Genomic DNA, 23,834 nt, shown 5'->3' with positions numbered 1-23,834 from the left:
GGATCGATTTTGTCGTCGCTAAAGCGTCCTCAGAAACTCACATGAAAATCCTCAAAAAAGTGGGAGCCGATCATGTCGTTTTTCCTGAACGAGAAATGGGATGTGAACTCGCGCGGCTATTAACAAAACCCCGAATTTTAGACCAGTTTGAACTCGATTCAAAGTATAGTATTGTGGAAATGGTTGTTCCTAAAGAATTTGATGGGAAAACAATTGCTGAGTTAGAATTACGAAGTAAATATGGTTTAACCTTGCTTGTGATTCGGGATGATAAAGATAAATTAGAAATAAATCCCCTTCCCAATCGACGCTTAAAAAAAGAAACCGTAATTGTGGTACTCGGCTCCAATGATGATATTAATCGCTTAATTAACAAAACCTAACAATCACCTGGGGGAATAAAGTCGAAAAAGTTCTCAACTGAAATTGAAAGGGTTAATTTTTCGACTTCCAGCCAATTAAGTTTGCTCTGAATAAAGAGATTGATAACATTCATCAGACATCTCAAAATTTGCAGTCACATTCTGAATATCATCGAGATCATCTAAAGCATCCATTAATTTGATCAACGATTCTGCTTGATCTTGATCATTAATTTCAATCGTGTTATTCGGAATCCAGCGTAACTCAGCCTGAACAATGTTAAATCCTTTCTCCTGTAAAACTTGATTGAGAGTTTCTAAATTTTTCGTGTCTGTAAACACCTCCGCCCCATCTGTATCATCAACTGGGGTTAACTCATAAAATTCTGCTTCTCCCTCAACGGAGGCTTCGAGTAATTTTTCTTCATCAATTGGCCCGGCTAAAGTGACAACGCCCTTTTGCTCAAACATCCAACTCACACAACCCGTTTCCCCCAAGTTCCCCCCATTTTTATTAAAAGCAGTCCGCAGATCAGCGGCGGTACGATTGCGGTTATCGGTAAGTCCTTCAATTAAAATCGCCACACCTCCAGTTCCATAGCCTTCGTAGCGAATAGCCTCCCATTCGGAACCATCCGCTTCAAAAGTACCTGTCCCCTTCGCGATCGCCCGATCAATATTGTCGTTAGGAATTCCGGCCGCTTTCGCCTTCTCGATCGCAGTTCTCAGTTGAAAATTAGCCCCCGGATCAGCGCCACCTGTGCGAGCCGCAACAATGATCTCCCGTGAGACTTTCGTAAAAACTTTACCTTTTACCGCATCAACTCGGGCTTTTTGGCGTTTGATATTCGCCCACTTACTATGTCCAGCCATACCCTCAGACAAACACAGCAACTTATTATTTTAATATGAAATCGAAAAAATACGCTACAGAAGTGATCAGAAGTCATCAGAAGTCAGAAGTCAAGAGATCCCGCTCCCTGTCTTCCCATCTCCCCCGTCACCCTATCAATCACTTTTAACCAGCACATAAGGAATTCTAATGATAAATTCAGTACCTCGGTCTATATCAGAAAAACACTCCAACTGACCTCCATGTTGCTCAACCACTAAATGATAAGCAATCGATAAACCTAAACGAGTTTCTTGGTCATTTTTAACATTCAATAACGGTTGAAAAACCTGGCGACATTCTTCAGTTGTCATCCCCGGACTATTATCAGAAATCGAAATTGAAATCAGATCATCTTCTAAGCATTGAGTACGAACTCGAATCAGGGGACGTTTGATCACCTGTCCTCGAAGTATAGCCGTTTCTATCCGTTCAATACCAAAGGTAATTAAATTTAGAAAGACTTGATTCAACTGACTCGCATAACACTGAACTCGGGGTAAATCACCATACTCTTTAACCAATTCAATACTCGAACGTCCGCCTTTGGCTTGTAGGCGATTTTGTAAAATCATTAAAGCACTGTTGAGTCCTTCATGGAGATCAACAGTTTTCACTTGTGCTTCATTGACATGAGTAAATAAACGCAGCGATCGCACCACATCTCGAATGCGTTCTGCCCCTAATTTCATTGATTCCAACAACTGAGGTAAATCTTGCTTAATAAAGCTCAGATCCATCTCCTCTAAAATTTCTTCAATCTCTGCTGTAGGCTGCGGATAATTTTGTTGATAAAGTTCCAATAAACCCATCACTTCTTGTAGATAGTTCTGAGCATGAGACAAATTCCCAAAAATAAAGTTAACCGGATTATTCACCTCATGGGCAACTCCCGCCACTAACTGACTCAAAGATAACATTTTCTCCGTTTGAACCAGTTGAGCTTGAGTTCGCTGTAACTGTGCTAATGCTTCTTCTAACTCAACTCGGCGACGGGCTTCTCGTTCCTCACTTTGGCGTAGTGCTACCTCCATTTGCTGACGTTGGGTAATATCTAACCCGACAAAAACAGCCGCTTTTCCCCGTTGATACTTTTGAGCAACAATCAGATAAGTTCGGGGTAAATCTTGAACATTGGCGGTGATTTCTTTAGAATCAACCCATTTGTGATTCGCAAAGAATTGATAAACAAATTGATTGAATTCGGGGCTTGTTTGTAAAAAACCCACTTCTCGACCAATAAATTCTTCTGCCGGAAAATTATAAGCTTGAGCGAGATGTTTATTCACCCCTAAGTAACGTAAATCTGAACTAATCCAAGAGACTAATCCCGGGACGGCATTTAAAACAGCTTCCAGTTGATCTCGCGAAGCAGTAATGGCTGAATGAGCGGCTTTATGATTGCCAATATCACGAACTAACCAACAAATTAAGGGTAAATTTTCTAAATTTTTAAGATGACTATTTTCTGCCGAAGATTGAGTGTCTAAATAACTAGCACTCACTTCTACAGAGATGATGTTGCCGTTTGTTTTCTGATGACAAGACTGGAAACGTATATTTCCTTTTTTCTGAATTTTATTGTAGTATTCTTGCCAGACGACTGCGGAGAGATCGGGATCAATCTCGTGTATGTTGAGTTGTAAAAGTTCGGCTTCAGAGTAACCTAGTAAATCACAAGTTGCCGGATTTGCATAACAAACTTGACCCTCGGAGGTCAGACAATAAATGGCATCACCCGCTTGATGAATAGCCAGTTGAGCTTGTTGTTGTTCCCGTTCTATTTGTTTGTGTTTGCTCAGATCTTCGAGATGAACAATCAAACCGCCAATATTTCCCTGATCGGTTAGCCAAGATTGAACATTAAATTTTACCCATCGACTGGCTTGTTCTGGTAATGAGATCAAACATTCTATTTCCCACTGTTTGAGGTTTCCGGCTAAACAATTCTGAACATTTTTGTTCCAGATATCCGGTAAATGGGAAAAGAGTTCATCGTCACAGTATCCGACTAAATTGATACCCTCTTGACCAAAATGGGTTTGCCACTGTTTAGACACGACAACATATCGCATCTGCCGATCTAACATGGCGACAGCTGTGGGCATATATTCTATGAATTTACCATAATTGCTTTGTTGGGAGGATGAGGGTTCAAGAGAGGACTGTGAGATTGGGGAATCGTGGTTAGTGGGGTTTGCCTTGTTTTTTGGGGTCATGGGTGGAGGCCTCATGTCTGAAATGATTGGATATTTCCAGTGAGAATGGGGAGTGATCGAGGGATACATGATCGATTACAGGGTGATTTATAGTGTTTTCGGAATGTTTGTCATGGGCAAACGCCCCCTCTGCTTGAGGGGTATTACCCCCTATTGTAGAATTTAATACTTTGATTAGTCTATATATATTTCGTAATTTGTTGGAATTTTTAATGAAAATATTGCAAAAATATGTAACAAACGGTACAGAGACTCGATTGTACGGAGAACCATAAGGGTAAAATTTTTAACACCATAAACACCTGCAAATTTTTTCCGGATACGTCTGATTTCCAAATACAACCGCTTGATCGTGGGTCTAAACGGGAAATTCGAGATCACAGTGTTCAGTCTTTATGTGGACACAGCATCGGTTGATATCTACAACTATACTCGGAGTTTTCAGAAAGTTTGGAGTTTTCTATAATTAAAGCTTGACTTTCTCTGAACACACTTTTCAGCTTAACAATTATTATTAGTATGGCAGTTGATCAAGTCCGATTCATTAATCAAACTCAAAGTCTTGATCAGACAATCGCAGTACCCGATGACGAATACATCCTCGATATGGCAGAGGATCTCGGTATTCGTTTACCTTCAGGATGTAAAATCGGAAACTGTTCAGTTTGTGTTGCTAAGTTGCTTGTCGGCCAAGTCGATCAAAGTGAACAAAACTTCTTGAGTTCGTCTGAGATCGAAGCCGGATACACCGTTACCTGTGTGGCTTACCCTCGTTCTGATTGTACACTGCAAACTCATCAAGAGCAACTTTTATATCAATCTTCTCTCTATTTCCAAGCTTCGGATCATTCATCGACTTAATCCTCCTTATTTAAGATTTAAACTTTAAACTTTCACCCAGATTATAGAACTGAAAATATTTTAACAAATCTCCAGAAGAATCTATAACTGGGGCAAAGACAAGCTGAGAACTATTTTCAATGCACCCCTCAAAAAAGAACTGAGTAGAGCCAGTAAATCTGGAATCAGGGGTTAGAGGTAGCGGAGATCAATGAAGATCAATAACCCCAAAATAGTGACAGTTGCTTGAGTCACAATGTTAAACTCTATACAAGGAAAAACTTTATTTTTGATTTCAGGGACATTTCAAATGAACACCTCTGAAGATAGTATTTGGAGACGGAGAAAACAAAAATGGCATTAACACCGAACCCCGTGTTAGGTGCTTTAGTTGGAGATGATTCTGCTGAGTTGATAGCACTCACACCAGGGCAACTCACAGGTTTTCCTCTGGGCGTTATCGCTCTTGGAGGTAATGATACGGTCATCGGAGCCACGGATAACGAACTGATTAGTGGTAGTCAGGGAGCCGATCAACTTTCTGGAGGAGTTGGAAGTGATACACTGCTTGGTGGAACTGAAAATGATCTTTTAGACGGACAAGCTGATAACGACTTTTTACTCGGTGACTCAGGCGCCGATTTGCTTCGAGGCGGAAAAGGTGACGATCAACTCTTTGGCGGCGCAGATAACAACGATATCTTATTCGGAGACGCGGGAAATGATATCCTCGATGGTGGCTTAGGGATTGATGTCGTCACAGGTGGTGAAGGCATCGATATATTCGTACTCGCTCGTCGAGGAGTAGATGTAGATTTCTTCTCTGATTTTGAAGATGGTATCGATTTAATCCAACTGCCGACCGGAATAACCTTCAACGATTTACAAATATTACCGCGCAGTAGCAATGAAACCGTAATTGCATTTGCAGGAGAAGAAATTGCCGTTCTTGATGATATTGCGCCATCTGCCATTACACTCGCTGATTTTGTGGGCGGAGATGGGGGTAACGACGGGGGTAATGATGGTGGAAATGATGGCGGAAGTGATCCGATTGCTCGCGATAGTGGTGTCATTGTCCGACTTGACCAACAATTTCTCTACGACCCCAAATTTGATTCAACCGTCCGCATTATGCCCCTCGGTGACTCAATTACCCGAGGTCAAGTGAGTAGAACTGTACCCGAGGAAGTTGAAGAAGGGTATCGCCTGGGACTGTTCAATCGGTTGACTGATTTTGGCTTATCCGTCGATTTTGTCGGGAGTCAATCAAGCGGGAGTGAAAACCTTTTCGACAAAGATCATGAAGGACATCCAGGATTTACCAGTAGAGGACTTGCTCGCGGTCAAGGAGATGAACCTGGTGTTGATCAATGGCTACCGGCGGCGAATCCCGAAGTCATTTTATTGATGGCCGGTACCAATAACTCTGGCAGCACTCCAGACCGGATGATTGAGGATTTAGATACTTTACTCGACAGAATTCTCAATCAAAATGGTTTTACGGGAGAATTGCTGGTTTCGACTATTCCCCCCATTCGCTCTGATGGTCGGTTTGAAGACCGGGTTCCCAATGTAGCACCTTATAACGCTCAGATTCCAACCCTTGTGAATAACTATGTTCAACAGGGGAAAACCGTTACTTTTGTAGATATGTTCAGCGGCCCCAATGGGTTGACCCCAGACGATATTACCGCTCCACCTGACGATAGTGGTCTTCACCCAACGGTTCAAGGGTACGATAAAATTGCTCAGTTTTGGTTTAATGAACTTCTCGGACGACTCGGTAGCGCAGAACCTCTAAGCGATGCTAATAATGCGACAGGAACCGATTTTAATGATGTGTTGGTGGGAAGTTCTACGAATAATACTATTGAAGGTCGTTTAGGTAATGATGTGATCACGGGTGGCGGTGGTGCAGATTTATTTTCCTACGGTACACCCGATAGTGGAGTTGATATTATTTCTGATTTTGATGCAACTCAAGGTGATGCTATCGGTATCGCAGTCGCCAATTTTGGGGGAGGTTTAGTTGCAGGAACTTCTTTAAGTATTACGGCTTCTCCAACCGGGACTCTTGTGGCAAGTGGCGCACCGACTCCTATGGGTAACAATGCTAACTTCCTCTACAATACTTTATCGGGAGAGTTGAGCTTTGACGTTGATGGTGCAGGCGCTCAACCGAGTGTTCAATTGGCAATACTCGCAGGCGCACCGCAATTAAGCGTTAGTCAGTTTTTGATTGCCTAGTTTCATAGAGAAAAATATCCTTGGGGCGCAACAGCAGCGCCCTACATGATTTCAGAATACTAATTTTAGTTTCAATCCCTAATAGGTATTAATGGTAATTTCTAGTTTCGGCTAAAAGCTTTGATAAAAACTGGGAGACGAGACGAATCAATGTTTCAATCCCTAATAGGTATTAATGGTAATTTCTAGGTGTTCAGAATTCCGAACGGTGTCCGGTTTTTCGGTTTCAATCCCTAATAGGTATTAATGGTAATTTCTAGTAGTTTAGAGAAAAATCCTTTTGCAACTTTCCCAGTTTCAATCCCTAATAGGTATTAATGGTAATTTCTAGACTCAGACTTAGTTCTGAGAGACTTATTCAAGAGATTAACAAAGTTTCAATCCCTAATAGGTATTAATGGTAATTTCTAGATGGCAGTAGCAGCAGTTGTTGGAGTAGATGAAAAGCAACTGTTTCAATCCCTAATAGGTATTAATGGTAATTTCTAGTTAGTTTCACTAGCTCCGTTCGGGGCCGTAAAGAGTTTCAATCCCTAATAGGTATTAATGGTAATTTCTAGTAGCTCGTTCGTTGCCTCATCTCCTGGAGATAATGTTTCAATCCCTAATAGGTATTAATGGTAATTTCTAGTTGAAATCATAGTGAGAATAGAAGGTGAAGAAGCCGATGATTCAGTTTCAATCCCTAATAGGTATTAATGGTAATTTCTAGCCGTCTTGCGTAGGGATTTATAATCATCACGTAAAACTGTTTCAATCCCTAATAGGTATTAATGGTAATTTCTAGTGGAATTTGAACTTAATTATTGTGTATTATGTACGTTAGTTTCAATCCCTAATAGGTATTAATGGTAATTTCTAGAGTCACCTTGTAGCAATTCATCAATCTGTTCCGGTGTTTCAATCCCTAATAGGTATTAATGGTAATTTCTAGCAACATTGCGCTCGACAGTACGGCAAACAGTCGAGTTTCAATCCCTAATAGGTATTAATGGTAATTTCTAGGGTAACAACAAGCTGGGAACTTCTATAGAACAATGGGGAGTTTCAATCCCTAATAGGTATTAATGGTAATTTCTAGTGGTGTAGATACTCATGTTCTGCTTCCTCTAACGTTTGCTTCGTTTCAATCCCTAATAGGTATTAATGGTAATTTCTAGTGGCAATCTTAACCCGGAAATTAGTCAGGCTGAGTTTCAATCCCTAATAGGTATTAATGGTAATTTCTAGACCCATCGGAAGTAGCCCCTTCCACCGGGGCTTATACTGCATCTAGCAGTTTCAATCCCTAATAGGTATTAATGGTAATTTCTAGTCTAGGCTAGGTTGAGAGGGTTTAACAACCTCTCGCTTGTTTCAATCCCTAATAGGTATTAATGGTAATTTCTAGAATAACAACCACAATCTCCTGGTACGTGAAACGCTATAGTTTCAATCCCTAATAGGTATTAATGGTAATTTCTAGAATTTGCCACTTTTTCAAAATGCTCACCAACCAAAGTTTCAATCCCTAATAGGTATTAATGGTAATTTCTAGTTCCGATAGCTTCATCTATAGTTATCGTTGGCTTGTTTCAATCCCTAATAGGTATTAATGGTAATTTCTAGAGACTTACCCCTCCTCCATCTTCTCCCCACTCGTTTCAATCCCTAATAGGTATTAATGGTAATTTCTAGTTTTCTCAGCAATATACTTTAGAGAGTCACTTTGGTTTCAATCCCTAATAGGTATTAATGGTAATTTCTAGTATCGGAGAAATTCATTGCGCTGTAAACCCTGGTGGATGGAGTTTCAATCCCTAATAGGTATTAATGGTAATTTCTAGAGAGAATCTCCCGTTTCTCAAGAAAATTAGTCAAGTTTCAATCCCTAATAGGTATTAATGGTAATTTCTAGTTTTAAAACCATTGACGGATAGATTTTATTTAGTTTCAATCCCTAATAGGTATTAATGGTAATTTCTAGATATTGAGCCGATAGAGTAACCTGTTCAAACCCCGTTGTTTCAATCCCTAATAGGTATTAATGGTAATTTCTAGGTGCGTTTCTTGATTTAAGCGACTCTTTCCTCTGGTTTCAATCCCTAATAGGTATTAATGGTAATTTCTAGGGTGTTGGTATAGTTCCAAAACCTGATCTAATTAAGTTTCAATCCCTAATAGGTATTAATGGTAATTTCTAGTTTAGCCTTATGTCGAATGGTGCTGTTTAAGCATCAAGTGTTTCAATCCCTAATAGGTATTAATGGTAATTTCTAGAAGCCTAGAAGCCTTAAAATTTTTCTCGGAAGTGTTTCAATCCCTAATAGGTATTAATGGTAATTTCTAGAAAATTCACCCATCGGCTCATAGAGATTTGTGATGTTTCAATCCCTAATAGGTATTAATGGTAATTTCTAGCTTTCGATTTGTCTGTATGATGTTGAACTTCGCGTTTCAATCCCTAATAGGTATTAATGGTAATTTCTAGAGCGGGACTCTGAAAGGATTGATAGCGTTGAGTTTTCCAGGTGCAGTGCGCGAGACTTACAGATTTTGATCAAAACACAGAGGCTCAAGCGCGTCAAAATCTCTGTAAGCCCCATGATATAAGGTGCGCCTCCTATTGTCAAGCTCATTTTTTTCTACGCCTTGATTTACGGGTGTTTGAGGGCTTATCCGAATTCACTTCGTCTTGACACCCACCCCCTGGCGCATTTTCAGAAAGCCACTTCTCCCGTAGACGCCAAGCTTGACGACATTCTTTGCTCAAATCATCCCAAATAATTTTCTGTTCCTCAGTTTCAATCCCTAATAGGTTCTTTTGTTGTTGTTCTTCAAACTCATCAAGAATCATATTAATTCCCGGAATCACGTCCCGACTGCGATGAGTAAACCCACAGTTTGAGCAATTATAATCTTGATGGTTGGTAATGTCTTTCTGTTCTTTATTCTCGTGATGACAGACCGGACAACGCTGGCTGTAGGCTTTCCCTTTACCGGGTTTCATGCGTTTAAAATCCCGTCCCCATTCTTTTGACTTAGACTCAACCAACGAAATAAACCCACCAATAGCCGCATCTAAAACAGACTTATTCATTCCTGTTCTAGAGTTTTGGGCATTGCGTTCAAAGGAGCGATTGTCTTCAGATACTTTAGCTTTGGACTTCCCGACATTTTTCTGTAAACCATCCTCAATCCGAATTATACTATATTTTCGCGTTAACCAAGTGCTTTGTTTTTGGTTATGTGAACGTCGGCGCCGTTTTAGCTTTTCGTGTAATTTACGAATACGCTGTGCAAGTTCAATCTCTTTATTGGAAGCCGAGAGAAGTTTGTCAAATAAATAACAACTTTCAACCTTTTCACAATCTCTAAAATTAAAATGCTTAAGCTGATTTAATCCCGATGTACTCAGTTCGTTATTTTTGACTAATTCGTGCAAATATTGGGGACGCTTACAGGCTTTCACTTTTTCTAAAGCTTCTTTAGCAATAGAAGGAAAGATCGTCTTGATTCGTTCTATTGAATTGTCAGGATGATTTAGCCAAAGGATAACACGTTGTAATTTTTTTGCATCCAATTCTTTTTGCAAACGAGCCAATTTTTCTTCTGACTCTCGATACCAACGAGGTTTAGTAACAGCAAATCTATCTGTAGTAATCCAGTTATCCTCTTTTAATCCCGTATCAATTCCAATCGCTCCCAATGGCTTTTTAAATAACTTATTACTGCGGTTAATATCAGCCGTTAACTGAATGTACCAACCGCTCGGACGTTTCAGAACTTTGACAACCTTGACTCTCGGAATACTGCCGTCATTATCTCGAAACCGTTTGTCTAAGCCTTTGATTTTGACCTTTCCAAATGAGGGTAAAACTAAAATATTATCTCCCTCTAACCGACAAGCATCTTTACTTGCAGGCTTGCTAGAACCCGCATTTGGGTTAGGGTGAATAATGGTTTCAATGCGATCGCGATATCGTTTATACTTAGGTTTACCCCGTTTTAAATCCTTCTGACCTGAGCGAGATTTCAGATATTCTTGCCAACTGGTACAAAGCATAGCAAGCGTACCCGAACGAAATTTGTAGGGAACATCTAAAATCACTTTTTTAATCTCATCGGGTAAGTTGGAGTTTTCTAGAGTTTCCTTTTTTACTAAAATTCCCGCATCTTTAGTTTTTTCACTGTTGGGAAAATTCTTAATCAAAGAAGGTTGATAATCTTGTTTGGGAGGTTGAGAATACCCAACACCACCCAACCAACCTCTCGGCCATTTATCCAGTCCGCTTGATTCGGGTTTTGCCGTTGTTACAACAATTTGATCGGGATTTTTTACCCGCTTAAAAACATCTTTAGCCGTTTCACCTTTCTTGAGAGTATATTGTCTGGCTTCTGGGGCGTTACGAATTACAGGAATATCTTGAGGGGCGATCAGATTGCTATAACTCACATAATGCTTGTTTTTTAATTCCGGTAAGTAGGGGTTAGGATCAAGTGTTTCAATTAGCTTTAGACTCCAGGGGACAGGACAACAAGGGACACGGGTTTTGCTGAGTTTATCCCAGTAGGTGTATTCGTCTAGAAGTTCAAATTGTTGCAAACAAAAGTTATAAAATTTTTTCAATCCATAAGCCCAACGGTTAAACTGTTCTTGAAAATCCTTGTGGGGATAAATTTTGAATTCAAAAACTTTCACTGCCATAATAGAAAAGTTCAATCTCTAATTAGAATTCAATCGAAGCGATGAAATAAAAACAAAAAATCCAGACAACAAAACACCAGATTTATGCTAATATCACGATAACAGGTTAGGGAAGTTTCTAGGGAACCTGCAAAATACCCTATAACCCTACGCCCAGGCGATTCGCCAGCGTGAAGCCGAACCCTTAGTGCTAAGGCATAGCAGTTAGAACTGCTAAATTTCTAAATAGGTATGGAGAGGGAAAATACTCCCTCTTTAAAAATTTTACAGGATGGAAATTCAAAACGACCAACCCCCACTGCGACCTTCTTGGGACGAATATTTTCTGATGTTAGCCAAACTCGCCGCCACTCGATCTACCTGCTTGGCGTTTCCGGTTGGTGCCGTAATTGTCAAAGATCGCCAAATCGTCGCGACAGGTTACAATGGTTCTCCATCAGGTTCAGTACACTGCACCACACAAGGATATTGCTATCCGGGCTTGAGTAGCTGTGACGCCAGTTCATCCTTACCCTCACGGGCGGTTCACGCTGAAGCCAATGCGATCGCCCAAGCCGCCAAACACGGAATTAGCTGTGCGGGATCGAGTATTTATGTAACCTTAGAACCCTGTGTTTCTTGCTTGAAATTGGTTATTTCTGCTGGAATCAAAGAGGTTTATTATGAAACGACTTTTAACAAAGGTGAAAAAGCGATGGTTCGAGATTTATTTGTGAGTGAAGATTTAGTTAAACTCAAACAAATTCATCTGTCCGAAGCTATTACTCAAAAAGCCGCTAATTTCTTATTAAAACCGACTTCCATTCCCCAGGTTTAAAATGTTAGACCCCAACTCTACAAACTCCCAAACCGAACCCGATCAATGGCAATTTCACCTCAGACAAGCCAACGATAATAATATTTTCTGTCATTGTCGTCAGTGTGATGCAGAATGGGTAGATTCCTTTGAGGATGCACCCTGTCGCACTTGTGGGAGTAAAGACGTTGAACATATCGCCTGTTGGCAGTTTCCTGATGATTAAACCCATGAGACAATAAAGGTGAATTAATTTGAACACAATATTCAGGGAGTGAGATGGAGTGAGATTGGTGATTCTCGGAGGGCCAGGCGCCGGAAAAGGAACACAAGCCGAAGGGATATCTCAGCATCTCGATATCCCCTCAATATCAACGGGTGAAGTTTTACGAAATGCGATCGCCAATCAAACGAACCTGGGCCAAAAAGCACGTCCTTACGTGGAAAAAGGGGAACTGGTACCCGACGAAATCATGATCAAATTCATTCATCAACGGTTACTTCAAGCTGATGTCACTCAGGGATGGTTACTCGATGGCTATCCTCGCACTGCATTTCAAGCCGAAGAATTGGATTTTTTATTAGAAAATTTAGGACAACAATTAAACTGGGCAATTTATTTGAATGTACCCAAAGATGTGTTAGCTAATCGGACGATACACCGATCGCGATCAGATGACAAACCTCTGATTATCCGACGTCGAATCGAACTCTTTTATCAACGTACTATTCCCATATTAGAATACTACAGTCTACGCGATCGCTTACTCGATATTAATGGCAACCAACCGCCCGAACAAGTGCAACAAGAAATTATCAGTCAGTTGAGAGATTCTGCGACTTCTTCTGCTTCCAATTCTTAAAGGTTTACTCGTCTATCAATACTCATCTAGGTAACTTAACTATGGCTTGGCAACGTCTGGATAATAGACAACCCGATCAACTTCGCCCCGTTCATTTTGAACTCAATTATACTCGGTATTCAGCGGCTTCTGTATTAACAAAATGTGGAAATACTCAAGTGTTGTGTAACGTGACTATTCAACCCGGAGTTCCTAAATTTTTACAAGATAGTGGACAGGGTTGGCTAACCGCAGAATACCGAATGTTACCGGGGGCGACTCAACAACGTCACTCTCGGGAATTGATGAAATTATCGGGACGAACTCAAGAAATTCAACGTTTAATTGGTCGCAGTTTACGGGCAGCGGTAGACTTAAAAGTATTAGGTGAAAAAACGGTTATTATTGATGCGGATGTGCTTCAAGCTGATGCTGGAACTCGCACGGCTTCGATCACAGGTGGGTTTGTAGCGTTAGCCAATGCGTTTAATCAGTTAGTAGACAAAGGAGAGTTAGAAAAATCACCCATTTCTCATCAAATCGCAGCAATTTCTGTAGGATTATTAGAGGGAGAACCCTATTTAGATTTAAACTACGAAGAAGATGTTGCCGCCGATGTTGATTGTAATATTGTCATGAATGATCAATTAGGAATGATTGAGTTACAAGGAACAGCAGAGGCTGAAAGTTTTACTCGTCAGCAATTGAACCAAATTATAGATTATGCAGAAATTGGGATTAAACAGTTATTAGAAGCCCAAAATCAAGCCTTGAAAAGTGACCCATAAATTCTTAAATTAAGGGCGGGTTTAGATCAGAGGAAAACATATATTTTCCTGGAACTCGCCCCTACATTACTATTCACTTCTCAATACTGTTTTAGAAACAATACGGGTTTTCTTGCGATCGGCTTCCGAAAGTTCTTCACCCGATTGTAAACGAGTTGCGCTAGTTTGTAAAACGGTAGCGGCACCATTATCCCCCATTTGTAACGCTGTTTTTGCCGCCGTTTGTAACATTGTCGCCGCCCCCACGCGATCGCCTTGTTGGAGTTTTGTTTCTGCAATTTGGGTTTGTCGGTATTTCGCTAAAGCTAAAATGTGTTTTTGAACTTGAGGGTTTGGAGTCGGTTTAAACCCTTCAATTACATCTGCTTCTACCAAAATGGGTTCAGAATATAATCCTTGATTTCCTAAAGCTGGATCATCATAACGAACTTGTAATTGAGCGATTTTTTGTCTTCCTGGCGGTAATTTTCCGATATAAAGATTAGCCAGAACAATTCGTTCCATGTCTTTCATTAAATCCCCCAACCGGACAACAAATTGATCGCCTTCTTTTTGTAAGGGTAATTCAATCGTATCTGGGGAAACTTGGGCAATCGGTTTTAACTCTGCAAATCTGACTGCCGGCATCAGAGAAAAGAGTAAATAAGAATTGGTTAACCCTACAGATTGCATTCGATTAAATAGACGGCTAAACTCATCAATTGCCTGTTCTGGATATTCAATATAAGCAAGTGTTCCGCCACCTTCATCCGCGATTTTTTCTAAAATATCTTGATTCCAATCATCTCCAAAACCCAAAGAATTTAAAGTTAGGTTATAATCAGTTGCCAGCTTTGCCAACTTCAAACACCGATTATTATCTCCATGTTCATTTTCACCATCAGTCAGGAGAAAAGCTTGAGAAATCCGCTCAACTTTACCTTTCCCCAACTCCTCAATCCCCAACTTTAACCCCTCATCAATTGAGGTTCCCCCCGAAGTTCTTAACCGATTAATTTGTTTTTTAATACTTTCAGGATCAGTAATATCTTGATTGGGAATTAACACCTTAGCCCGATGATCAAACACCACAACCGAAATGCGATCGCCAGGGTTTAAACGATCAATCAGTTCACCTGCGGCTTTTTTAACCGTTTCTAACGGACTTCCACTCATCGAACCACTGTGGTCTAAAATCAGACAGAGGTTAAGGGGAACATGGCGATCAACAGAATTAGGAATCGCCGAAACCGATATAGAAAGCTGACGTTGGCTGCTTCCTTGAGTGATATCAAGATATTGATCGTTGAGAAAAGGTTCTAAACTAACGTTCATAGGAGTGAATTGGACTTGCGCTAGTATATTTAGAGCAGAATAGCCTTTGAGGAACTCAGACTCATTGGTTTAATTCTACATTAACTCTGTAGGGAGTTCCTGATATTTAGAAAATCACCTAAGCTAAGTCAGTCTTCTGTTCAAAAACTCGCTTACTTTACCTGATTTTTAATTCTTAAAGCGGGGTTTTCACAGGTTTAAGGGTACTGATCCGCTGTCCGATGAAATTTCCCTAATCACTTTTGAGATCGGAAATCCACACCTCAGCGTCATCACCGAACCGTTTAACATCAGAATTAAAAATCCTATAATCAACGAAAACCCTTGCAGAAAAGGAGTGTTAGTCGCTGGTTCCGATGAAATCGCGCGTAGCGAAGGATCACTAAAAAATGGTGTAAACTAACCCTCTACAGACTGTGCTGAACTTACGTTAGTATTTGTTTATCAGAATCGCTTTCTGGGTTCAAGCTACAATTTTTGAAGAGTTCATACAACATAAACCGTGCAAAGCCCATACTACAACGATAGCCCCGTTCGGACACCGCCCCCAGATTTGGAATCTCTCTTGTTAAAAGAGCGGATTGTTTACTTGGGATTGCCCTTGTATTCATCTGATGACATTAAACGCCAAGTCGGAATTGATGTCACCGAACTGATTATTGCTCAACTGCTGTACTTACAGTTTGACGATCCCGATAAACCGATCTACTTTTACATTAACTCAACCGGGACTTCCTGGTATGGAGGAGATGCGATTGGGTTTGAAACCGAAGCCTTTGCCATTTGCGATACGATCAGTTACATTAAACCCCCTGTTCATACCATCTGTATCGGTCAAGCTATGGGGACTGCGGCAATGATCTTGTCAGCCGGAACCAAAGGATACCGGGCGAGTTTACCTCATGCAACCCTGATTCTCAATCAAGCCAAATCTGGCGCCCGGGGTCAGGCGACTGATATTCAAATTCGCGCCAAAGAAGTCTTAGCCAATAAACAAACATTTTTGGAAATTATGGCTAAGAATACAGGTCAATCGACAGAGAGAATCGCTAAAGATACGGATCGGATGTTCTATTTGACCCCTGAAGCCGCGAAAGAATACGGTTTAATTGATCGGGTTCTGCAAAGTCGTAAAGAGTTGCCCAAACCTGCTGTCACCGTTTAATTTAAGTTAACTTTATTAGCAAGAGCGAGATCATAGTCATGCCTATTGGTGTTCCCAGTGTTCCTTACCGCCTTCCCGGTAGTCAATATGAGAGGTGGGTTGATATCTATACCCGTCTCAACCAAGAACGAATTATTTTCCTGGGTCAAGAAGTGACAGATGGGTTGGCCAATCGGATCGTTGCCTCAATGCTTTATTTGGACTCTGATGATCCCAATAAGCCGATCTATCTCTACATCAATTCTCCCGGAGGTTCAGTCACAGCTGGTATGGCGATATACGATACCATGCAATACATCAAATCTGATGTTGTGACGATTTGTGTCGGTTTAGCAGCTTCTATGGGGGCTTTTCTGCTAGCTTCGGGAACCCCTGGAAAGCGACTCGCCCTACCCCACGCCCGAATTATGATTCACCAACCGATGGGTGGAACTCGGGGTCAAGCGAGTGATATCGAAATTGAAGCCCGAGAAATTTTACGAATTCGGAGTTTGTTAAATAGTATCCTCGCTGAACGCGCCAATCAATCTATCGAAAAAATAGAGAAAGATACTGATCGCGATTATTTCTTGTCTGCTGAAGAAGCCAGAGAATATGGTTTGGTCGATCAGGTGATTGAAGAACGTGTTGTTTAAATCAATAGTCAGTTATCGTTCAGGTATCAGGTGAAATTAATGACTGATCACTGAAGTGTTGGCGGGTGGGGTTAACGATCTCAAGCAATGCGTGTTAATTAATCGACTTTGCGGCCTTACCCGCCTCTACACGACTATACAGACAGTTGACAGTGGATAATCTATTACTGTTAACTAGAGAGTTAGGGTTAACGGAGTTGATCTAAACTGAATGGATACGGCAGATTATTATCGACGATTGGGATTACGATCCGGTGCAAGTTTAGAAGCAGTGAAAGCTTCCTATCGACAACTGGCTCGACTTTATCATCCTGATGTTAATCCCGATCACTTAGCCCGAGAAAAATTTATAGCCGTCACAGAAGCTTACAAGTTTTTGCTAGATGTTGCTAGACCCGAAGCTGAAATTTTCAGTCAGTCTGAATCTCAGCAAACGGTTGTTTCTCCACCTCCTTTTCAACCTTTAAGAGTAAAGGTGACTTGCAAAGAAACTGCGGTTAAAAACAATAATAACCTATCAGAAACTGAGCAGAAAATAAAGCATAATTCTTATTTGGAATTGCAACAACTGTTGAAATACAAACGCTTTCCAAGAGCTATTGCTCTGATTGAAGGTTTAGCACAGCGAATTCCGCAAGATATCGAAGTTCGTCAATGGCAAGCGATTACCTATCAACGTTTTGGACGAGCTTTAATTAAAGAGAAAAAGTTGGAAAAAGCCAGGAGTTATCTCAAAAAAGCACTCAAAACCGACCCTCATAATCGCGCCCTTTGGACAGAAGTTGAACGAGATTTTAGACAATTAGAACGGGTTTTTTAGGGCTTAAAATTCGTCGAATATCCCGAAGATCGACATACTTTTCCATTCTAGATTGCGATCGCCAATTCTAGAGAACTAAACCAGAGACAATTCCCCAACCACTTCTAAACGTCTGTATTCATCCAAAGTCAGAAATTGATCAGACAAAGTTTCAGACTGTGTGGGTGTGATCCAGCCCATTTGCTTCAATAACTGAATTGCCACAGCATATTTAGCGCGTTTAGCCCCATCAATCACTTTAATCGCTAAACCCATCCCCTCACCAATTCGACCAATACACTGAATCCCTTCAGCACCCGATTTACTGACTAATTCCCCCTCAGTCATCCGCATCAATTCAGTATCCAAATGCCCCTCTCCCGCCACCATTTCCGGGTGATGAGTCATGGCTCGGACAATACGTTCCATATCCAGATTATCCCCAGAAGCCAACTGAGCATAGAGAGTCGCAATTTGACCGAGTTCCATATAATAAGTCGGTGCGCCGCAGTCATCTCTGGCGACAATCAATTCATCAGGGGGCATTTTCAGCATCTCAGCGACTTTAGAGAGAATCAGTTGTTGTACCGGATGCTTAGGCTGTAAATAGGTTTCTAGCGGCCAGTGACGTTGCCGACAAACCGCCAACATTCCAGCGTGTTTCCCCGAACATCCATGCTGTAGCGGACTGCGTTTTCCGTTGGGAGTCGGACATTGAAGATAAGCCGGATCAACATTACAATGCCAGAGAATATTAAAAGCTCGTCGGGCCTGTTCAATCGTCCCTTGATGAGAACTGCAAATAATAGCCAGATCAACATCCGTCAAATCATAACGTTCAAGTGTACCTGTGTTGGTTGTCGCCAAAGCTTGAAACGGTTTGAGAGCCGAACGCACGAATGTTCCCAGGTCTGCACTTCCAGCTATTGATAGCGCCCGTCCGCGAGTATCGCAAACTGTAGCTTGAACCCGGTGGATAGACTCACAGATCCCAGACCGTAGGAGTCTGACTTCGAGTTCCGCCGACTGTGTTCGTTTTGCCCTTGTCATATGAGAGTGAGTTTTGAAGTAAGTGTGAGAATTAAGAAATTGAGAATTAGGGTTGCAGGTTGCCAATGGCAAATTTTCCGACGATCACAAACAGATCCAGGTCAGTCCATCCACTGCCACTAACAATGCTAGACCATAAAAGGTGCGTCGTAGACGCTTCAGTAGGGGTTGCACCTGATAGGATAGGATGAGCTGATCTTGCGCTAAAAATTCTGGGGTTTTTTCCCAAGTTTGTCCATCATACCAGCCTGACTCCTCATAGCAAATACTGGCACGGATCAGACGGGAGCGGACATAAAACCATCCTAAGTACAGTCGAATCACAACAAGGGTCAAAATCAGACTGGCTCCGGCCGCCCCACTCACAAAAAACGGGACAATTGCTGTTTGGGGGGGGAAACTCGCCGCCGCAACCGGCCCAAAGACTAACCAACTCCAAGCCCATACCCAAGCCAATTTTCTCAGATATTGATGCCATTCAAGAGTGACCCAGCTAAAAAACCAAGACTCCTGCAATTCTTGATATTCATTGATTGGACGCTGTTCAGGGGGAACAGGGCAGACTGAAGCTGACACATCTCTCATAACTACTGTTGTCAATCTAGGATTTTAAAATCTAAAATTAATCATAATTAATCATAACGAATTGATCGAATCGGAGTGTTCTACAACAGTTTCGTTGCTTTCAATAAAAAATAGGTAGAGACGCGATCAGCAACATCTCTACTCAAAAGGGATTAAGCTTTGTCTTTACCCGCTTTCAGTTTGTATCGAGCGGGAATTGACTATAGCGTTGACCAATTGACTCGTTCTGCATGACCCCAAAAGGCTTCTAAACTGTAGAATTCTCGATCTTCAGGAAGCATAATATGGACGACGACATCTCCATAATCGATTAAGATCCAGGAGCCTTCTCGCTGTCCGGCAATACTGATTGGAACTCGTTGTGCATCTTGTTCGACCTGTTTGCTGATCGCTTGATAAATGGCTCGAACTTGGACATGAGAAAAACCGGTCACGATGATAAAGTAGTCAGCCAGATAGGAGACTTCTGAGACCTTCAGCACCGTAATATCTTCGGCTTTTCGGTCTTCAGCGGCTTGAGCAACTAGCCGAACGGTTTGGCGAGTCCGTTCTTCGTCAAGATCTAGCTCCTGAGCCGTAGGATGAGCATAGTATTCTGCTTTGGCGTGATTTAGCATTAAGTTTTTTCAGCTTCTGTGCAAAACTAGATAGCCTAATAATCGGATCTGAGTGTTTGTCTAAATATTGTAGCAGTCGATTTTGTCAGCGTTTGGAGCGATGGGTGATCTTAAACTTAATTTTTGATTAATATTACTCAGGTTGTAAGCCTTCTACCGTTTCTAGAAATGTATTCAGACCTGCGAAGGTCGAGGCATAGGTGATTGTTGGCGTATCATAACCTTTGAGATCAACAGTATGCTGCTCGAAGTTATTCTCTCGATGAAGTTGAGAAAGATATTTGTAAGTGGTTTCACCCAAAGCAATATCCATCCCGAGTTGCTTGGTTGAAGATTCGAGTCGAAAAGCCGCATTCACGGTATCTCCCAAGGCAGTATAGTCTGAATTCCCGCTACCTCCTGTATTTCCGACCATCGCATATCCCGTATTGAGTCCGGCACCGACTCGCAACGGAAAAGGCAAAGGATAGGCATTACTCAAGGCTTCTGTTGTCCGGTGTAAGGCTCTCAAAGCACTACAAATTTGCAGCATCTCCTTGGAACTGACTCCTTGCGCCCCATGAAACCAAACAACCATAATGGCATCACCGATATATTTATCGACCCAGGTGCCATGTTCGCGGACAATTTCTCCAGCCTCACGAAACCACCGTCCCATCACTTCTGAGAGTAAGCGTTCATCTAGCTGTCGCGTTAATACCGTGAAGTCTCGGATGTCTACGACCATCACAGAGATTAAACGGCGCACAGTCAGCGTTGCCGTGAAATCTTCAGACTCGGGTTCCGGTTCGTCCACTTCGGGTCGGTTCGATGGACTATGAAACTCCATTTCGGTTTGACCAAAGATAATTTGATCGCCATTTTCCAAGGTGATTGGAATTGTCGCCCGACGACCATTGACAAAGGAACCATTGCGACTTCCGAGGTCAATTAAATAAAACTCTCCGCTTTCCATACGTTGTAAAATCGCATGATTACGGGAAATCCATCGATCGCGGATCACAAAATTATTGTCGTCGCTGCGGCCCAATGTCCAATAGTTTTTACCAACCAGTGGCAAATAGTTTTTGCCACCGTCACCGATAATCAATAAATGAGGGGTGTGTTGCAATTTCACAACAGATTGAGAAAGGACACTGGGTTTTTGGAAAGTGGGAGCCAGATCTATGATCTCACCCAACAAAAGTTTATAACACCCAACCTAAACTTGGGAGATTATTCAGCGTCGCCCCGATCGATTCTATTCTAGTCTCTAAATCTTGAAAGATCTATTTTTTTCTTTCTAGTTTGAGATTTAAGCGGTGGTCTAAACTTTGTTCTGCCACTTTTTCAGTGTTAGATGCACTTCAAACCTCCAAATGCCACCCATGTCCGTCCTTAGGCGGCACAGGCTGCTACCAAGAACAAGCTGTCTACTAAGATTGTACTCAAAACTGCTCCACTGAACACCCATTTATGCAATTGTTTCGATTTTAAGGGTAATAAACCCACCCCTAACAGCAGCAGCACTAAGACGATTGCCCAACTAATCCCCCAAGGGGTACTGACGAGCGAGAGTGCATCTCGCAGGATGGAAACGGCAAAAGAAGGGTCTACAGTCATCAATTGTCGCCAACTGGGAATTAAACCCGTTATGTAAAAATATCCATCTGTTACCGCAGTTCCGAACAAAGAGCCTAAATAAAACCAATTTCCGATTTTTCCCCATCCCTGGTGCAAACACCACACCGCAAAGGGAATACCTAAAGCTTCAATGGGAAGATGGAGAAGGGGTTCTCCTCGTAACCAACCCCAATAGATCGATCCGGTTAACCAACTTAAGGTAAACCCAATCAGTAAGTCTCCCCAAACCCACGTTGTCCGCGATCGCATTAAGAATAGACTCAGGGCTAACCACCCGATTGTCATCAATAGGCTCAAGACTGGCCAGGTTCTCACCAGGGGCGCTTGAAAAAACACCGGGACACACACCAGAAATATAGCCGCTCCAAACAGCATCCATTTCTGAGAGAGTTTAACTTTTCTTAAATAAATATGAAGTTGATCAGGGGGTTGAGTGGGTTGGGTAGTAGTCAAGGTTCGCTCCTATAGGTCGTTCTAACTTTAAATAGGTTTTCTTAAAAAATCGTTACTTAAGTTTATCTTATTTAAGATATCAAGTGAAGATTTCATAAATATCCCCCTGGGGGGCATCTATATGATAGCACAAAATTAATATCCCCAGGGGGGGGATAAGAGAGATAGGGAGATGGGGAGGTGGGGTGCAGGGGCAGGGCTGTTTCGTTCTCAGTCATCCGTTCACTGCCTCGAAAAGACGGTGCGTGCGGATGACTCGCTTCCCGAGTTAAAAATTGCCGGAGGTGATGGGGGTGACGGGGAGGTGGGGTGACGGGGGTGACGGGGAGAAGATTTTTTTCCGATGAAAAATAGCTTTTTATTCATAAAAATCCTCCCAACCTCCCAACCTCCCAATCTCCCAACCTCCCAATCTCCCAATCTCCCGATCTCCCAATCTCCCAATCTCCCAATCTCCCAATCTCCCGACCTCCCAACCTCCCAATCTCCCAACCTCCCAACCTCCCCACCTCCCCATTCCTTCTTAACTGGCGATCGCTGCTTGCCAAACCGCATGAGCAACTTCCCGACGGGCAATGTCGTTATGAGCGCCTTCTGGGCCGGAACCTTCTTGAATAAACTCCTGACTGTCAAGATTATAAATTTGGCCCGGATAAAAAGGATAAGGTGAATCTTTATCCAACATATCCATTTCCACGGCCTGAAAATCATCTCCTCCCCTGGCTCCAAAAGCCCCCAAAGCGCCATACATAGGAAATTGATTAAATTCAAAGAAACTGACCGATCGCGTAAACAGACTCGAAGCACTCGCCGCTAAGGGATACCACTTGCAAACTGCCGTATCAAATTTAGAATAAGTCGTAATAATCGAGCCAGAGACTTTACCCTCTGTGATCAACGGGTGAAAATACCCCGCAACTCCAGGTGTTACCGGAATATCCCCACAATAAGACCAATGAGAAAAAGCCCCCTGGATCAAAAATAAAGAGTTGACTGGACGTTCCAACACACCCCAATTTTTCTGTCCGGCCAACATTCCCGACAACACAATACAACCAAAACTATGACCAACTAAATGAAATCGCACTTCCTCCTTCACCCGTTGTAAGTCTTTGAGAAATTCATGTCCTGCGGCTTCACCAAACTGACGCGCCCGATCCTTCATTTTCCAAAAAGACAAGGTTCGCAAGGGGGCTAAAACACCACCCCAACTAAACCCGCCATAACTCAACGCCTCCTGACGAGCAACGAGAAAGGTACTCTCGGGATCAAAGGGTTCTCTATCAGTGGCGGGCGAAGACCCTAAACCTTGACTACTTAAAGTCGTTTCATAGTTCAAAATCCGATAAGCTTGGCCGACTTCGGGTGGTAATTCTTCAGGAGCAATATTTTGTTGGGCGGACAGCAAAATCGTTTGTAGGGCTTGTCGCGCGGCGGAAGTCTCACTCAAACGGGTAGCGTACTCATTAACTAACTGACTCATGGGAGTGACGGTAGAAGACGCACTCAAACCGTGATAGGAAATCGCCGAAGAATTGGCTAAGTCATAATTTCCCCAAGGTAAACTCGGCCAATGTAACCCGACTAATAACGGAGAAAACCCGGGTCGAATCTCTCGAATATAATCCAGGTCAGCCTCTTGTTCGAGCATGACTTTGATCCAACGACTATACTGACGTCGAGCCGCCGGAACATCACTGCGCCATCCATGACTAATCAGAAAAACATCAGTGATTGGCTCTGTTTTCAACACTTCAAGGACTCGTTGGCTCATCTGTCCATCCGGATCATCCTGGCGTTCTCGACCTTCTTCATCAAAGGCAATGAGATAATATTTGAAGTCAGTTTCGGGTACGATTTCAACAGGCATGAGTCACTCCTTGGGCGGCGATATTGCGTATATTGGTGTCAGTATTG

20 protein-coding genes and 1 CRISPR repeat array are annotated in these 23,834 nt (G+C 42.1%); of the genes, 10 read left to right on the top strand and 10 right to left on the bottom strand.

The features are described 5' to 3' along the window. The coding region (locus M595_RS12415; protein ID WP_040484031.1) for a potassium channel family protein at positions 1-383 on the top strand (383 nt) is incomplete at its 5' end. Positions 384-458: 75 nt separating this feature from the next. Here M595_RS12415 and M595_RS12410 read toward each other — a convergent pair. Further along, positions 459-1,235 (bottom strand): YebC/PmpR family DNA-binding transcriptional regulator, encoded by a 777-nt coding sequence (locus M595_RS12410; RefSeq protein ID WP_023066539.1) that lies wholly within the window; start codon positions 1,233-1,235, stop codon positions 459-461. A gap of 135 nt (positions 1,236-1,370) precedes the next feature. Then, a complete protein-coding gene (locus tag M595_RS12405; protein ID WP_238987071.1) occupies positions 1,371-3,473 on the bottom strand; it encodes a PAS domain S-box protein in 2,103 nt (700 codons plus the stop codon). A gap of 519 nt (positions 3,474-3,992) precedes the next feature. On the opposite strand from M595_RS12405, the gene M595_RS12400 reads away from it, so the two are divergent. Further along, complete coding sequence (locus M595_RS12400) at positions 3,993-4,334, top strand: 2Fe-2S iron-sulfur cluster-binding protein (protein WP_023066593.1); 342 nt, start codon at positions 3,993-3,995, stop codon at positions 4,332-4,334. A 333-nt stretch (positions 4,335-4,667) separates the two neighbouring features. Next, entirely contained in the window at positions 4,668-6,563 is a 1,896-nt protein-coding gene (locus M595_RS12395; RefSeq protein ID WP_052001764.1) for a GDSL-type esterase/lipase family protein, read from the top strand. 68 nt (positions 6,564-6,631) lie between these two features. After that, positions 6,632-9,033: a CRISPR direct-repeat array (repeat unit 37 nt; unit sequence GTTTCAATCCCTAATAGGTATTAATGGTAATTTCTAG). 144 nt (positions 9,034-9,177) lie between these two features. Here M595_RS12395 and c2c8 read toward each other — a convergent pair. After that, positions 9,178-11,250, bottom strand: a complete 2,073-nt coding sequence (gene c2c8 / locus M595_RS12390) for a type V CRISPR-associated protein C2c8 (RefSeq protein ID WP_023066538.1) — start codon at positions 11,248-11,250, stop codon at positions 9,178-9,180. Positions 11,251-11,521: 271 nt separating this feature from the next. Here c2c8 and M595_RS12385 point away from each other — a divergent pair, with 271 nt between their 5' ends. The 4 genes from M595_RS12385 to rph are packed head-to-tail and all read left to right on the top strand — an operon-like array spanning position 11,522 to position 13,676. Beyond that, positions 11,522-12,067, top strand: a complete 546-nt coding sequence (locus M595_RS12385) for a deoxycytidylate deaminase (protein ID WP_023066537.1) — start codon at positions 11,522-11,524, stop codon at positions 12,065-12,067. 1 nt (position 12,068) lies between these two features. Continuing rightward, positions 12,069-12,272 (top strand): hypothetical protein, encoded by a 204-nt coding sequence (locus M595_RS12380; protein ID WP_023066603.1) that lies wholly within the window; start codon positions 12,069-12,071, stop codon positions 12,270-12,272. A 58-nt stretch (positions 12,273-12,330) separates the two neighbouring features. Beyond that, positions 12,331-12,909, top strand: coding sequence for an adenylate kinase (locus M595_RS12375; RefSeq protein ID WP_052001763.1), 579 nt, complete (start codon positions 12,331-12,333; stop codon positions 12,907-12,909). A 41-nt stretch (positions 12,910-12,950) separates the two neighbouring features. Then, positions 12,951-13,676, top strand: coding sequence for a ribonuclease PH (gene rph, locus M595_RS12370; RefSeq protein ID WP_023066568.1), 726 nt, complete (start codon positions 12,951-12,953; stop codon positions 13,674-13,676). A gap of 69 nt (positions 13,677-13,745) precedes the next feature. Here the strand turns inward: rph and M595_RS12365 are convergent, their stop codons facing one another. Continuing rightward, positions 13,746-14,990 carry a vWA domain-containing protein gene (locus tag M595_RS12365; RefSeq protein ID WP_023066559.1) on the bottom strand — a complete coding sequence of 415 codons (1,245 nt, stop codon included), beginning with the start codon at positions 14,988-14,990 and terminating at the stop codon, positions 13,746-13,748. Positions 14,991-15,492: 502 nt separating this feature from the next. On the opposite strand from M595_RS12365, the gene M595_RS12360 reads away from it, so the two are divergent. The 3 genes from M595_RS12360 to M595_RS12350 all read left to right on the top strand — a co-directional run bounded on the left by M595_RS12360 (position 15,493) and on the right by M595_RS12350 (position 17,610). After that, on the top strand, positions 15,493-16,155 hold the full coding sequence (locus tag M595_RS12360) for an ATP-dependent Clp protease proteolytic subunit (protein WP_040484017.1): 663 nt from the start codon (positions 15,493-15,495) through the stop codon (positions 16,153-16,155). Positions 16,156-16,193: 38 nt separating this feature from the next. Then, the gene (locus tag M595_RS12355; protein WP_023066572.1) at positions 16,194-16,790 is read left to right on the top strand and encodes an ATP-dependent Clp protease proteolytic subunit; all 597 of its coding nucleotides are present in this window, start codon (positions 16,194-16,196) and stop codon (positions 16,788-16,790) included. Between the two features lie 211 nt (positions 16,791-17,001). Next, on the top strand, positions 17,002-17,610 hold the full coding sequence (locus M595_RS12350; RefSeq protein WP_023066533.1) for a J domain-containing protein: 609 nt from the start codon (positions 17,002-17,004) through the stop codon (positions 17,608-17,610). A gap of 75 nt (positions 17,611-17,685) precedes the next feature. On the opposite strand, the gene M595_RS12345 is transcribed toward M595_RS12350, so the two are convergent. The 6 genes from M595_RS12345 to M595_RS12320 all read right to left on the bottom strand — a co-directional run bounded on the left by M595_RS12345 (position 17,686) and on the right by M595_RS12320 (position 23,787). Continuing rightward, on the bottom strand, positions 17,686-18,639 hold the full coding sequence (locus M595_RS12345) for an asparaginase (RefSeq protein ID WP_023066560.1): 954 nt from the start codon (positions 18,637-18,639) through the stop codon (positions 17,686-17,688). 84 nt (positions 18,640-18,723) lie between these two features. Continuing rightward, the gene (locus M595_RS12340; protein WP_040484016.1) at positions 18,724-19,224 is read right to left on the bottom strand and encodes a CGLD27 family protein; all 501 of its coding nucleotides are present in this window, start codon (positions 19,222-19,224) and stop codon (positions 18,724-18,726) included. A 200-nt stretch (positions 19,225-19,424) separates the two neighbouring features. After that, complete coding sequence (gene rsfS / locus M595_RS12335) at positions 19,425-19,841, bottom strand: ribosome silencing factor (protein ID WP_023066571.1); 417 nt, start codon at positions 19,839-19,841, stop codon at positions 19,425-19,427. A gap of 133 nt (positions 19,842-19,974) precedes the next feature. After that, complete coding sequence (locus M595_RS12330) at positions 19,975-20,958, bottom strand: adenylate/guanylate cyclase domain-containing protein (protein ID WP_040484028.1); 984 nt, start codon at positions 20,956-20,958, stop codon at positions 19,975-19,977. A gap of 260 nt (positions 20,959-21,218) precedes the next feature. Then, positions 21,219-21,917, bottom strand: a complete 699-nt coding sequence (locus M595_RS12325) for a DUF3120 domain-containing protein (protein WP_023066586.1) — start codon at positions 21,915-21,917, stop codon at positions 21,219-21,221. 523 nt (positions 21,918-22,440) lie between these two features. Then, the gene (locus tag M595_RS12320) at positions 22,441-23,787 is read right to left on the bottom strand and encodes a hypothetical protein (RefSeq protein ID WP_023066606.1); all 1,347 of its coding nucleotides are present in this window, start codon (positions 23,785-23,787) and stop codon (positions 22,441-22,443) included. Between the last annotated feature and the right edge of the window lie 47 nt (positions 23,788-23,834).

The sequence above is a fragment of the Lyngbya aestuarii BL J genome (genome assembly GCF_000478195.2).
In the GTDB taxonomy this organism is placed as follows: Bacteria; Cyanobacteriota; Cyanobacteriia; order Cyanobacteriales; family Microcoleaceae; genus Capilliphycus; species Capilliphycus aestuarii.
The sequence above is the reverse complement of the archived record's forward strand: the minus strand, read 5'-3'. Positions and strand labels throughout refer to the sequence as shown.